Genomic DNA, 12,318 nt, shown 5'->3' with positions numbered 1-12,318 from the left:
GGATTCCGGTGCTTCCGATGGGTTGATACACGCTTTATCAATATAGACAAATGCCAATCGGACTATTTCCCCTTTTTTCAGTGAATAGCGTTTGCAGAGTTTATCTATCAACTTACCCGTCTGTCGGTCTATCCCGATAGTGGTGAGTGTGGATATATTACTGGTCTTATCCATGATTATAACTTTTTTATAAAGAAAACGATGTTTATTCATTTGATTATAAGCGAAATACATTTTCGGCTTATAATCACTGTTATAAACGGTTACGAATGTAACCTCTTAAAGCCGAAGGCTTTGCCCCGCAGGGCAAGAGGGAAGAACAGGACTTGTCCAGTTCCCTCTTGCTTCATTTAGCGAAATGAGCCGAGCCACAGAGCGAGGCAGTTTCTGCTAAATGGGGAGTGGTGGCACTTCGTCAGGCGGTAATATTAGCCACCTTGTTTTGCTTCGGTTTGCTTATCAAGCTGATTTTCCTTTTTGAACCGTTCATAGGTTGTACAATCGGCATTTTCTTGAACAAATGCCCGAATATCCGATGCTCGATAGTAGGTCTTATGGCTTATCATAAAGTAAGGAAGTTTGCCACTTGCCCGATACCGTTGCAAGGTTCGGAAAGATACTTTCAGCAGAAATGCTAAATCCTGATTGTCGAGTATCTTATCATTTTCATTCAATACATTATCGGTATTGATTAGCGATTTCAGGTCTTGCCCGATTTCGGAGAGTTTTTTCGACAGTCGTTCCATCCACTTGTCGAAGTTTTCATTGTCTATATACATTTTGCTTCATTTTTTAGTTCAACATTATTGTTTTCAATCGATTGATGAAGCAAAGTTCGGCAAATGGGTGTAAATAAGTTAGGGGAGTAGATATACTACACCCCTAACATTTGTTGCTAAGTGGCTGATTTATAGATAGCCTTTCTTTTGACTTTCTTCTGTAATGGCTTTACGAAGTATATCCAAAAACTCGGTACGTTTGTTAACTTTCCGGCAGATTACATTCTCATGCTTCTTGTGAATGTCACCCAGTTTAATATTAAAGAGATATTCAAAAGCTCGTCCTATTTCTGTAAGTGGTGATTTTATTCCGTTGTGGGTTACAACTCTGTCCGATAGGAATAGTCCGCTTACTAGTTCCATGATTTCAATGAGATAGGTTTCATCTGTTAGGTATAGCGGTGATGGTGGAAAGCTATTCTTCCGATTTTGGAACTGAACCGGATATTTGATTCGCATATTGAGTATGCGAATTTCTGTATTTACAAGTGCTATTGCTTCATCAATAAGCAGCAACAAGACATTTTTCCCCCTGCTCAAATTGCACTCGATGCGATTTGAGCCTATTAAGTCCAAAAGAGAAATAGCGTAACAATACAGCGTAGTCTTGTTCATCTATGGCAACATTTGCCAAATGATTGGCAAGTTCTTGCAGTGCCGTTGTAAAATCATTTACAACAAACTCTTTCTGTGAGCATTCCGACAATAGTCGAAAAAATCTCTGTTCTAATAAGTTTTCCATTTTTTTGCAACACTATTTTATGTCTATTTGCAAACCAACACCTACCTCATAAATAGGGATTGATTTGTACATTTCTGTTTTAGCTTTAAGAGAAACACAGTGACCAGGATAGATTTCTCTTATATTATTAGATTGAAAATAGTTTATTGTTTTTTCTAACCGTTCGGATACTTCAAACAGATGGAAACCGCCAATAACTCCAATAATCTTTCGTTCATTACACACTTCTTTTGCATATTCGATAATATTGCATATACCACTATGAGAGCATCCCGTGATGATAAATAGACCATTTTCTCCATGATAGACAATGGCAGAATCATCCATAACATAATCTTTCTTCATTTCATTATTATCTAAATATCCAATTGCATCTCTATGTTCAAATTCCTGTGACACGGGTATTTCTCCAAGAAAATAGATGCTATCGCTGATTTTAATAGTTTTTTTTGATAAAATTAGTTCTGCATTTTCTCTCATATCCTTTTCTAACACAGGATTTCCGATACAATTTCCATTACATTTTCTATTTTTAAAAACATCAGGATGAGCCACAACTTTATACTTATTGAGGATACTCTGTTTTATTAAATGCATCATTCCACCTGTATGGTCGTTATGACCATGAGAAAGAACAACTGTTGAAATCAAAGATAAATCTATACCCAAAGCCTTTGTATTCTTGATGCACAAATCAGAATAGCCAGTATCGAATAATATGTACTTGCTATTATCTTCTATATAATAACTTAAGGCTGGTTCACCCAAATAATATTCATCTATATAGGTGTTGTTATCTACTAATACTACTAACTTCATATACTCAATTTGTGGTTATTGTTAAAGTTACATTATGTTGTTTTGTAATTAATTACATATCCAGGGATTACAGAAATAAAAATGAATACTATTGCTATGATTAAATTCTGCTCATGTCCTGATACTAATAAAAGCGGTATCGCACCTAAGATACCTACAATTCCAAATAGTGCTACGATTTTGCATTTAATGATTATTGCTGTAACAATGGTTTCAATTCCCATTAAAGAGGAAACAATGGCAAATAGAGGAAATATGCAATAGTACCTCCCCACATATAGAAGCAATGTTAATCCTCCAAATAGTGCCCAAACTTTATTGACAAGAATTTCCGTATCGCTCCTACTATAATCCTTTTGGGTTAATCTAATGATTAGGTTTGCTAAAATAGGAACTCCGACATAGAAGCAGTAATAAATCTCATTCCCAGTTAATTTCAAGCAGACAAATACCAGAAGGGAGACGAAAACAGTTGAGTACCCCCATATAAGAAAACTATTACCACTATATGTTATACTACTTTGATTCATCGTATGTTGGATTAAAATGATACTCTTTACCGACTGGCAATTCCATAATTTGCTCGATTTGATTATAACTCAAAGCAATGGTTTTCAATCTTGCAATTGGTTCACTCATGGGTTCATCCGTCAAATCATAAGTTCCGTAGTGCATTGGTATAAAGAGTTTTCCACCTAAATGATGAAAGGCTGTAAATGCTTCCTCTGGATTCATATGTTCTCGTGCCATCAACCATTGTGGAGAATATGCGCCAATAGGTAACAGACAAATATCTATGTTCCCAAATAATGCGTGTATATCTTCAAACATCGCCTTATTGTATGCACTATCACCGGCAAAAAATATCTTTTTACCCTCTGCTACAATTAAGAAGCTGCCCCACAGTGTTTTATTATAATCATTCAATCCTCTACGTCCCCAATGCATGGCTGGAAGAAAAATAATCCGAATATCTTTTATTTGAAATTCTTGATACCAACCAGCTTCCTGTATATCCATATTTTTTAATATAGGCTTTACTCCCAAAGGGGCAAGAACTTTTAACAAAGGATTGTTAGTAGCTATTTTCTCAATCGTTTTTTTATCAAGATGGTCACGATGATCGTGAGACAGAAGAAGAAAGTTTATGTTTTTAAGTGAATTAATATTACAGGGCAAATCTACTTTCCGTTTTGTTGTTGGCAAATCAAAGAAACAAGGGTCTGTGATTAGTCTTATACCATTAATCGAAATAAAGAAAGAGGAGTGTCCCAACCAAATAATTTTATCTTCTTGGCTATTAAAATCCTTAATCGGAATTACTTCTAACTTAAACATATCATTTTTCTTTTCCAATTTTTGAGGATTAGAACATAGCTTCCATTTTAATACACTCCATACAGGTGACTTAACAACGTTTGAATCGTTGTAGAAACGCCCATTGATGGTAATATTTCCACTCCATTGTTTTTTTATAGTTTTCAGAAGCGGATTATTAACATTTTCTATCTTCATTGTCGTATCCATTGAACAAATTACTATTGCCGATATTATAAATGAGCTAAATATACCTAACCTCATTTTATAACTCTTATGCTTTTCCATCTATCAATCACATAAGTATATTTATTTCTATTTTTCAAGACAAAAGGTTTTATCAGCATATGTATTGCGATGTAGTTCACAATAATATCTAAAATCGGTTTTGACTTCCTCTCTCTTATAGCATTGTAGAAAGTGTCTGTTTTTTGATGAATCCGTTTTATCATTTGGTCAGAAAGTGGATTGGTGTTAAATTTCAATTTGCACAAAATAGAACCAGTTATAATACCGCTTGAGTATCTAAATAAGTTGTTGAGTGTTTTTAGAGCCGTACCACCTCCTGCAATTTCATAAGTTACTACGGAAAGAGTGTATTTATTTTTAAGAGCTTGTTCTACAACAAAATGTCCTCTGTCTATATAGTTTTTGAGTATGCCGGGAATATTGCTAACGTAAGTAGGTGACCCAATAATCAATCCTTCGGAATCTCTAATTACGGTATTTAATTCTTCTGCATAATCATTCATGTGGCATACCCCTGTGTTATAGCATTGCATACATCCAATACAGGTCTTAATTGGTTTCGATGATATATCATAGTATGCGATAGATACATTGTCTCTTGTTTCTAGTCGTTTTTTTATTTCTTTTAAGATTTTTGCAGTTGCTCCGCTCTTTCGTGGGCTTCCATTGATAATTGTTATTCTCATATTTGTTATACATTTGATTTAATCATTTGACTAAATTGGTGGTAAAAAAAATTACACTTTTATGCTATCTACAATAAAGCTGCTAACATATTTACTCCTTTCTCTTATGAAATGGTTGTACTTCTTATTGTCCAATACTATTCCTGATAAAAAGTTCTTTGCCATAAATGGGAATAAAGACAATGATAGAATGTCAACAAACAAAGAATCAATATCTATGGGCTTGATAATCTTGTTGTCAATAGCATTCTGTACATCAGCATAGAACACAGATAAATTCTTAGTAGCATTCTGTTCTTCCTTATATTTTAAAATAAGTGGGTGAACCAACATCTTATTAACCTCTAGTTCGTGGATAACAAATCCAGGGAGTTGGGGATGTTTAATACCAACGCCAATATAACTCTCAACCATTAATTCAATCTTGCGGAAAATATCTACGTCAGAAGTAAAAACCTTATTCAATCGTTTAAATAAAGTTACAAATGCTTGATTGAGAACTATATCGAATATTTTTTCCTTAGTTCTATAATAGTAATGCAGCAACGCAAGATTCACTTCTGCTTTTGAAGCTATATCTCTCATTGTAGCACCGCTATACCCTTTCTCAAAGAATACTTCACGAGCTGCATCTATAATCTTTTCTTCTACTGATATTTCCATAATCATATTTAGTCAAACGACTAATTTTTGGCAAAACTAAAATATTATTTTCTAATATGCAAGGATAATCGAATTTATTCCTTAGTTTTGCACTACAAGAGTTATTTAAAGTAGTGGTAAAACACAGCAAGCTAAAGTAATTCGGTCGTTTCTTATCCGTTCCCTATTTTGATTTTCTATTTTGCAAACTACTGATATTTAGAACTATAATTCAGAATGTTATAGTAGTTCTTAATGTATGCCAGGTTCAGGCGAACCGAGAGTCTGGAGTTCAGCTTCATATCCATATTGGTACGACCGTTGAACTGCTGTCTTTCGGCGTGAGGCAAGATACCCGACTGATGCAGGTAACCGACAGAGCCCATGTATTTGGCTGTCTCCGTACCGCCTGTGATACTTACGTTGTGAGTATGCTGCACACCTGTCCGGTAGGCTTCATCGTACCAGTCCGTATCCGGATAATTAGGATCTGTACCGCTCTTGAACAAATTGATTACTTCATCCGTGAAACGGGCGTTCAGCCCTTCGTCGATCAGGGATTGGTTGTAAAGGCGGGCATAATCGTAGGAACTCATACGGTCGATCATTTCCGTGGGCCTCTGAACACCCACATATCCATTATAAGAGATGCGTGGTTTGCCGGTCTTACCTCGTTTGGTCGTGATCAGGATAACCCCGTTGGAGGCTTTTGATCCGTAGATAGCAGCAGAAGCGGCGTCTTTCAATACGGAGATACTTTCGATATCGTTCGGATCGACCGAGTTCATCGTACCGGTTTCGACACCGTCTACCAAAATATACGGGTCGGCGGTATTCAACGTACCGACACCACGCACGCGGATCGTAGCCTGGTCTTGTCCCGGACGTCCTTGTCCGGAGGTAACCATCACACCGGGCATTACTCCCTGAAGGGCGGACGATACGTTCTGCACAGGGCGACTTTCCAGTACTTTGCTGTCTACCGTAGCTACTGCGCCCGACATGTTTACTTTCTTCTGTACACCGTAACCGACAACGACAACTTCTTCCAGCTTCTGTGTATCTTCCACCAGACTGACAGCCAACGTAGCCTGCCCCGTATAGGGTATTTCCTGCGTCAGATAACCGATGAAAGAAACCTGGATCACATCGCCGTTCTTAGCGTCCAGCATAAACTTACCGTCGATGTCGGTAATACTACCTGTCGTAGTACCCTTGATGATAACATTCGCTCCGATAATCGGCTCTCCCGATGCATCGGTAACAACACCGCTAACCAGCCTGTTTTGCTGTGTTACGCCGGCATTGACCGTTTCCGCCGGATTGCCTGCTTTTACCAATACCTGACGGTCTATTATCTGGTAATTATAGCCGGTGTTATGGAATACTTGTTCCAGTACCTCTTCCAAAGAAGCATTTTTGGCTTTTACACTTGTTTTCCTGTTGACGTTTACATTATTGTCGTTAAAGAAGAACGAGAATTCGCTATTCTTCTCGATATCCTTTAAGATTTCAATAATACTACTGTTCTTCTTGTTAATCGACACCTTGTAGTTCTGCGCATAAGTGGAGGCAGAAATACAACAGGCCACACCGAGTGAAAATAAGGTTGTGATCTTCATAATGCGAATTGTTTTTCTAAATAACGGGACACAACAATCCCTGTCATTGTTTTTTTTCATAACTTTGTATTGTTTTTGATAAATACCTGAATGCAAGTCGAACCTTTATACTCTATAAGACTTACATTCTTTTCGAAAACTCACTGATTGGAAGGTACTTGCAGGTATCTTCCAATTTTTTTAGGTTAACCCCTTCATATGTCCATAGGCTATCAATTTAAGTTATTAATTACTTGAGTTTTATTATAAAATTTCCATTAGTGGTCTTCTGATAACCGAGCGGAGAAGATTCTCCCATTATAAATAATATACGCTCCAATGATTCATCTCTTACTTTAAACGTAAAACGGTATTTGTCCGCCAGATCCTGCTGGCACATCACTTTACGTCCGTACCATTGTTCGAGGCGCGGGATGATCATCGATAGTTTCTCATTCTCGAAGCTGAGTATTTTTTGTTTCCGCCAGGCAGTATATTTATCGGCATCGACTCCGGAGATACAGGTCGAGTCGGTTCGTTTATCATGCACGATCTTTTCGTTCGGAGACAGGACGAATTCTTCTGTATCTCCTTCCGAACGGTTCAGTCCTATTTTAACCATGCCGTTGAGCAGAACGGTTTCCGACTTGTTTTCTATTTCATAATCGAAAATTTCGAAGGCCGTACCGAGGGCTTCTACACGCATATTGGAAGTGTGTACAATAAATGATTTGGCGGGATTCTTATAGACATCGAAAAAGGCTTGTCCGTTCAGATATATTTCACGCGTCTCTCCAGTAAAGACGGCCGGATATGTCAGCTTGCTGCCTGGCCCCAGTTGAACAACTGTTCCGTCAGGCAAAGAGACCGACTGCATATTCTGGATACCGGAAGTTACAATATATACCGGGACTTCTTCCTTACTGCCAACCAGATAGGCCATACTTCCTACCGCCAGCAGTAACAGCAAAGAGGCCGCTATACTATATATTTTATAATATAGATATCTTCTGTCAGAGGCTTTATTCCAAAGCCTCTGACAGATCTGGTACCAGATCTGTCGTCCATCTACCCGGTCGGAGCTGACTGCGTCAGGCGCATTTTCCCATTGGCCGAGCATTTGCTGCTTCACTGCCTTCCGGTCGCTCAGAGCAGCCCGTTCCTCTTCGGCCAATGCGTCCTGCATCAGTTTTTTCAATATATATTTTGTATCGTTGTGGTCCATTTCTATTACTCACTTTATAATAAATACACGCGAACAGACGGGTCCCCCCTATCCGGTCGCAATTTTTTTTTCAGAAAATAAAAAGGGGACGGTATTGTTCTATACGAACAGAGACAGTAAAACGATATTTTTCCTAAGATACTTAAGAGCCTCGCTAATTTGATTTTCAACGGTCTTTTCCGATATATTCAGCAGAATGGCTATTTCCTTGTAACCTTTGTTCTCTTTCCGGCTCAGATTAAATATTTCTCGACGACGTGGCGGCAGTTCGGCTATCAGCATATCGATATATTCGCTCAGGTTCTTCGCTTCTATCTCTTCTTCAATATCGTACGAACTTTCCATGGCGGAAAGGACGGTTATCTTATAGAAGTCTTCATTCACGTTTTTGCGATGCATGTTAAAGATAAGGTTGCGGGTGATGATAAATAACAGGCCCTTAAAATTGTCCTCCTCACGTACAAAGTCGCGGGATTCCCAAACCTTTATGAAAACCTCCTGTACAACTTCTTCGGCTACCTCCTGACTGGTCAGGTAAAGCCGGCTGAAATTGTAGACCTGCTTCCAGTACTTTTTATATAAAGTCGTGAAAGCCTCCTTGCTACTCTGTTTTAGTAATAAAATAAGTTCGTTCTCTTCCATCTGTTACATTCAGAATAGTACAAAGATAAGAGAATTATTTTTATCGTTAATAAACAAAAATAAAATATACCCTCTTTATGGTATGTCCGGCAACCAATTCAATGCTTATCTTTGTTGTATAAATAAAGAACAACTAAAATTAGAAAGATTATGGCAAACGTAGCAAAAAAACTGACTGACTTAGTGGGTAATACTCCTCTGTTGGAGTTCTCGAATTTCAATGCAAGCAAAAGTTTAAAAGCTAAACTGATCGGAAAGCTGGAATACTTCAACCCGGCAGGCAGCGTAAAAGACCGCATTGCCCTGGCAATGATCGAGGATGCAGAGGAAAAAGGTATCCTGAAACCGGGAGCCACCATTATTGAACCCACCAGCGGTAATACCGGCGTCGGACTGGCTTTCGTTTCTGCCGCCAAAGGATATAAACTTATACTGACCATGCCGGAAACCATGAGCCTCGAACGCCGTAACCTGCTGAAAGCGCTCGGTGCACACCTCGTCCTCACCCCCGGAGCCGACGGCATGAAAGGCGCTATCGCCAAAGCGGAAGCCCTGCGCGATGAAACACCGGGATCTGTTATCCTGCAACAATTCGAAAATCCGGCAAACCCTGCCATGCACGTAAAGACAACGGCACAGGAAATCTGGCGCGATACGGATGGCAAAGTCGATATCTTCGTTGCCGGTGTAGGTACGGGCGGTACTATTAGCGGAGTTGGCGAAGGTTTGAAAAGCCACAACCCTAACGTAAAGATAGTAGCCGTAGAGCCCAGCGACTCCCCTGTCCTCTCGGGAGGCAAACCCGGCCCACACAAGATACAGGGTATTGGTGCCGGCTTCATCCCTAAAACCTATAATGGCAAGTTTGTGGATGAAATCATACAGGTAGAAAACGACGATGCCATCCGCACCAGCCGCGAGTTGGCACAGACCGAAGGCCTGCTGGTCGGTATATCTTCCGGTGCAGCAGTATATGCCGCGTTGAAGCTGGCCGAACTGCCGGAGAATGCAGGCAAGACAATCGTCGCACTGCTGCCCGATACGGGGGAACGGTATTTGTCGACAATGTTGTATGCGTTTGAGGAATACCCCTTATAATAAAGAATAGTAAATCATCTGTTTATAGCAGTCGTAATTGGCCGTGCAGGTAGCTGTAATTTCCTGCGCGGCTATTTTTTATTCCCTGCGCGAGTAGTGATGACTATCTGTGGTCTGATCCGGAAACGTCATCAAATAGTCTTTGTTTTCCGGCCTTCATATAAAATAAATAGTCAAACATTAAACTAATATCGAAAGATATACATACCTTTGCACCAACAAAGAGAACAAGTATGACAGCAAATGGTGAATTAGCCCACGAACTCAACCTTTTGGTTCTAAAAACACGAATGACTTTCCGGCAAACGATCCAACGGTTGCTCAAGCAGAATAATATCGATATGACTTTCGAAATGCTGCAAGTCATGCACTGCCTGTGGAAAGAGCAGGGAGTCAGCCAACAAACACTGGCTGAAAAGACGGCTAAAGACAAAGCCTGCCTGACCAACCTGATCAATAATCTGGAAAAGAAAAACTGGGTGATCCGGCAGGAAGACTCCAACGACCGGAGGAATAAACTGATCTTCCTTACTCCCGAAGGAGAAGAAATGGCCAGACGCATAAAATCGATGTTGAAAGATATGTATGACCAGGTGGGCGAACGAATGAATCCCCGTCACATGGAATCTTGTATGAAACAATTGATGAAGCTGAATGAGATATTTGATAAGATATAGTTTATTATTGTTACTGTTTATTCTGAAGCCTGTTGCGACCCGTTCCCAACAGGCTTATTCTCTTACCCTCGACGAACTGTTCCGGCTGGGCACAGAGAATAGTCTGCAACTGAAAGCCACCCGCATGCAGGAGGTGATCGCTGCCGACAAGGAAAAGACAGCACAGACATCCAGGTTGCCGGATATACATATCGGGGCAACTACGGGATATATCGGACAGCCTACCGTCTTCCGGAAAGGACTCTCGCAACCCGTACATCCGGATATGCCGGATTGGTCACATAATTATAATGTAGAAGTTACGCAACCAATCTACCGGGGAGGAAAAATACATTATACGATAGAACGTTCCTCGTTGGAAAAACAGATCGCAGCTTTAAACTCGACCAATAATGAAGCCGAGATAAAGCTACTTCTGCTCAGTCGGTATATGGATCTTTTCAGCTTGTATAAACAAAAGGATGTATTTGCCCGGAATGTGGAAGAGTCGACACGCCGGTTGGATGATATTCGGCGCTTGAAGAAGGAAGGGATCGTCACCCGTAATGACGAGTTGCGCAGCGAACTGCAACTGACCAACGATCAACTGGCCTATCGGGAGGCAGACAACAATATCGCCATCGTCTCCCAGCAAATGGATGTCATACTCGGACTGGATGAAACGTTGCTCCTTCAACCGGATACAACCCTGCTCTATACGGCTATCTCGCTGCAAAGTTACGAAGAGTATGTACGGCAAGCTTATGAGAACTACCCTGAGTTGCAAATCGCCCGATATAATACCCGACTGGCACAGAATGATATCCGACTGGCCAGAGCCGATTATCTTCCTACGCTCTCCATCCGCGCAGCCAATACGCTGGCACGCCCTTTGAGTACTACGATGGAAGATATGTTTTCCAACAACTGGAATGTCGCGCTCAGTCTGTCTTACAACCTTTCTTCGTTGTATCAGAATAAACATAAGATGCATGAAGTAAAACAATATGTCAATATTCAGAAGAACCGGGAGGAACAGATCATGCAGGATATTCGTGTTAACGTGAAAAGTGCCTGGATCAAACATCATGAGGCACTCGACCGGGTGCAGGCGTTGCTCCTCTCCGTCCGGCAGGCCGAAGAGAATTACCGGATCGTACGGAACCGGTATCTGAACCAACTCTCTATCCTGACCGACCTCCTGGATGCAAGCAGTATCCGGCTGGAAGCCGACCTGCAACTGACAAATGCAAGGACGGAGGTTATTTACAGCTATTACCAGCTGATGCGTTCATGCGGTAATTTATAATCAGAATAAAAACAGATCGATATGTCTGCACTAGATAAGAAAAGGAAACAACTCAGGCGGTTGAAAATAAGGAACATCACTCTCAACACGGTATGTATTCTGCTGGCATTTAGCGGAATATCGTGGACAGTCAATTATTTCTGGAAGTATGTAAATTATGAGATAACCAATGATGCCGTTGTCGACCAGTATATCACCCCGATCAATATCCGTGTTCCGGGTTATATCAGTAAAGTATGCTTCACCGAGCACCAGCATGTAAAAGCCGGCGATACGCTATTGATACTCGACGACCGGGAATACCGCATCAAACTGAAAGATGCAGAGGCCGCCCTGCTCGACGCCCGTGCTTCGCGCGATATATTAAGCTCCGGCATACGTACCTCGCAAGTCAACGTCAGTGTACAGGATGCTAATATAGCCGAAACGAAAGCCCGCTTGTGGCAACTGGAACAGGATCATCAGCGATATGCCAACCTGCTGGCTGAAGAATCGGTATCGCAACAGCAATATGAACAGGTAAAAGCTAACTCTGAAGCCATGCAAGCACGTT

14 protein-coding genes and 3 pseudogenes are annotated in these 12,318 nt (G+C 40.5%); 4 read left to right on the top strand and 13 right to left on the bottom strand.

The genetic code is table 11. The features are described from left to right. From QZ076_RS20900 to QZ076_RS20840, 13 genes and pseudogenes are all read right to left on the bottom strand, one after another. Positions 1-174: pseudogene (locus QZ076_RS20900) on the bottom strand (clindamycin resistance transfer factor BtgA); the annotation flags it as partial. 254 nt (positions 175-428) lie between these two features. Beyond that, positions 429-779, bottom strand: coding sequence for a helix-turn-helix domain-containing protein (locus tag QZ076_RS20895; protein WP_293717030.1), 351 nt, complete (start codon positions 777-779; stop codon positions 429-431). Between the two features lie 129 nt (positions 780-908). Beyond that, on the bottom strand, positions 909-1,319 hold the full coding sequence (locus QZ076_RS20890) for an RteC domain-containing protein (protein ID WP_293717028.1): 411 nt from the start codon (positions 1,317-1,319) through the stop codon (positions 909-911). Next, positions 1,282-1,521 (bottom strand): hypothetical protein, encoded by a 240-nt coding sequence (locus QZ076_RS20885; protein ID WP_293717026.1) that lies wholly within the window; start codon positions 1,519-1,521, stop codon positions 1,282-1,284. The genes QZ076_RS20890 and QZ076_RS20885 overlap by 38 nt, the downstream gene beginning before the upstream one ends. 12 nt (positions 1,522-1,533) lie before the next feature. Continuing rightward, on the bottom strand, positions 1,534-2,340 hold the full coding sequence (locus QZ076_RS20880; RefSeq protein ID WP_293717024.1) for an MBL fold metallo-hydrolase: 807 nt from the start codon (positions 2,338-2,340) through the stop codon (positions 1,534-1,536). 32 nt (positions 2,341-2,372) lie between these two features. Further along, positions 2,373-2,870 carry a hypothetical protein gene (locus tag QZ076_RS20875; protein ID WP_293717022.1) on the bottom strand — a complete coding sequence of 166 codons (498 nt, stop codon included), beginning with the start codon at positions 2,868-2,870 and terminating at the stop codon, positions 2,373-2,375. Continuing rightward, positions 2,857-3,855, bottom strand: a complete 999-nt coding sequence (locus tag QZ076_RS20870) for an MBL fold metallo-hydrolase (protein WP_293717020.1) — start codon at positions 3,853-3,855, stop codon at positions 2,857-2,859. The genes QZ076_RS20875 and QZ076_RS20870 overlap by 14 nt, the downstream gene beginning before the upstream one ends. A gap of 62 nt (positions 3,856-3,917) precedes the next feature. Beyond that, the gene (locus QZ076_RS20865) at positions 3,918-4,592 is read right to left on the bottom strand and encodes a flavodoxin family protein (RefSeq protein WP_293717018.1); all 675 of its coding nucleotides are present in this window, start codon (positions 4,590-4,592) and stop codon (positions 3,918-3,920) included. A gap of 51 nt (positions 4,593-4,643) precedes the next feature. Next, positions 4,644-5,255: a TetR family transcriptional regulator gene (locus QZ076_RS20860; protein ID WP_293717016.1), complete on the bottom strand. Its 612-nt coding sequence runs from the start codon at positions 5,253-5,255 to the stop codon at positions 4,644-4,646. 209 nt (positions 5,256-5,464) lie between these two features. After that, positions 5,465-6,589 (bottom strand): annotated as a pseudogene (locus tag QZ076_RS20855) (SusC/RagA family TonB-linked outer membrane protein); the annotation flags it as partial. Continuing rightward, positions 6,578-6,856 (bottom strand): annotated as a pseudogene (locus QZ076_RS20850) (STN domain-containing protein); the annotation flags it as partial. The pseudogenes QZ076_RS20855 and QZ076_RS20850, both read right to left, overlap by 12 nt. A gap of 229 nt (positions 6,857-7,085) precedes the next feature. Then, the gene (locus QZ076_RS20845) at positions 7,086-8,060 is read right to left on the bottom strand and encodes a FecR family protein (RefSeq protein ID WP_293717014.1); all 975 of its coding nucleotides are present in this window, start codon (positions 8,058-8,060) and stop codon (positions 7,086-7,088) included. A 99-nt stretch (positions 8,061-8,159) separates the two neighbouring features. Then, complete coding sequence (locus QZ076_RS20840) at positions 8,160-8,702, bottom strand: RNA polymerase sigma-70 factor (RefSeq protein WP_293717012.1); 543 nt, start codon at positions 8,700-8,702, stop codon at positions 8,160-8,162. 150 nt (positions 8,703-8,852) lie between these two features. On the opposite strand from QZ076_RS20840, the gene cysK reads away from it, so the two are divergent. From cysK to QZ076_RS20820, 4 genes are all read left to right on the top strand, one after another. Next, positions 8,853-9,800: a cysteine synthase A gene (gene cysK, locus QZ076_RS20835; protein ID WP_293717010.1), complete on the top strand. Its 948-nt coding sequence runs from the start codon at positions 8,853-8,855 to the stop codon at positions 9,798-9,800. Positions 9,801-10,033: 233 nt separating this feature from the next. Then, a complete protein-coding gene (locus QZ076_RS20830) occupies positions 10,034-10,477 on the top strand; it encodes a MarR family transcriptional regulator (protein WP_293717008.1) in 444 nt (147 codons plus the stop codon). Next, entirely contained in the window at positions 10,455-11,765 is a 1,311-nt protein-coding gene (locus QZ076_RS20825; RefSeq protein ID WP_293717006.1) for a TolC family protein, read from the top strand. The genes QZ076_RS20830 and QZ076_RS20825 overlap by 23 nt, the downstream gene beginning before the upstream one ends. A gap of 21 nt (positions 11,766-11,786) precedes the next feature. Continuing rightward, a partial coding sequence (locus QZ076_RS20820; protein WP_293717004.1) for a biotin/lipoyl-binding protein occupies positions 11,787-12,318 on the top strand: 532 nt, incomplete at its 3' end.

Origin of the sequence: uncultured Parabacteroides sp., assembly GCF_905196875.1 — a bacterium.
In the GTDB taxonomy this organism is placed as follows: Bacteria; Bacteroidota; Bacteroidia; order Bacteroidales; family Tannerellaceae; genus Parabacteroides.
The sequence above is the reverse complement of the archived record's forward strand: the minus strand, read 5'-3'. Positions and strand labels throughout refer to the sequence as shown.

Bases quoted from the DNA above. Each gene is read 5' to 3' on its own strand.
- QZ076_RS20895 (WP_293717030.1), bottom strand. From the start codon at position 779: ATGTATATAGACAATGAAAACTTCGACAAGTGGATGGAACGACTGTCG.
- QZ076_RS20885 (WP_293717026.1), bottom strand. From the start codon at position 1,521: ATGGAAAACTTATTAGAACAGAGATTTTTTCGACTATTGTCGGAATGC.
- QZ076_RS20880 (WP_293717024.1), bottom strand. From the start codon at position 2,340: ATGAAGTTAGTAGTATTAGTAGATAACAACACCTATATAGATGAATAT.
- QZ076_RS20875 (WP_293717022.1), bottom strand. From the start codon at position 2,870: ATGAATCAAAGTAGTATAACATATAGTGGTAATAGTTTTCTTATATGG.
- QZ076_RS20870 (WP_293717020.1), bottom strand. From the start codon at position 3,855: ATGAAGATAGAAAATGTTAATAATCCGCTTCTGAAAACTATAAAAAAA.
- QZ076_RS20865 (WP_293717018.1), bottom strand. From the start codon at position 4,592: ATGAGAATAACAATTATCAATGGAAGCCCACGAAAGAGCGGAGCAACT.
- QZ076_RS20860 (WP_293717016.1), bottom strand. From the start codon at position 5,255: ATGGAAATATCAGTAGAAGAAAAGATTATAGATGCAGCTCGTGAAGTA.
- QZ076_RS20845 (WP_293717014.1), bottom strand. From the start codon at position 8,060: ATGGACCACAACGATACAAAATATATATTGAAAAAACTGATGCAGGAC.
- QZ076_RS20840 (WP_293717012.1), bottom strand. From the start codon at position 8,702: ATGGAAGAGAACGAACTTATTTTATTACTAAAACAGAGTAGCAAGGAG.
- cysK (WP_293717010.1), top strand. From the start codon at position 8,853: ATGGCAAACGTAGCAAAAAAACTGACTGACTTAGTGGGTAATACTCCT.
- QZ076_RS20830 (WP_293717008.1), top strand. From the start codon at position 10,034: ATGACAGCAAATGGTGAATTAGCCCACGAACTCAACCTTTTGGTTCTA.
- QZ076_RS20825 (WP_293717006.1), top strand. From the start codon at position 10,455: ATGAGATATTTGATAAGATATAGTTTATTATTGTTACTGTTTATTCTG.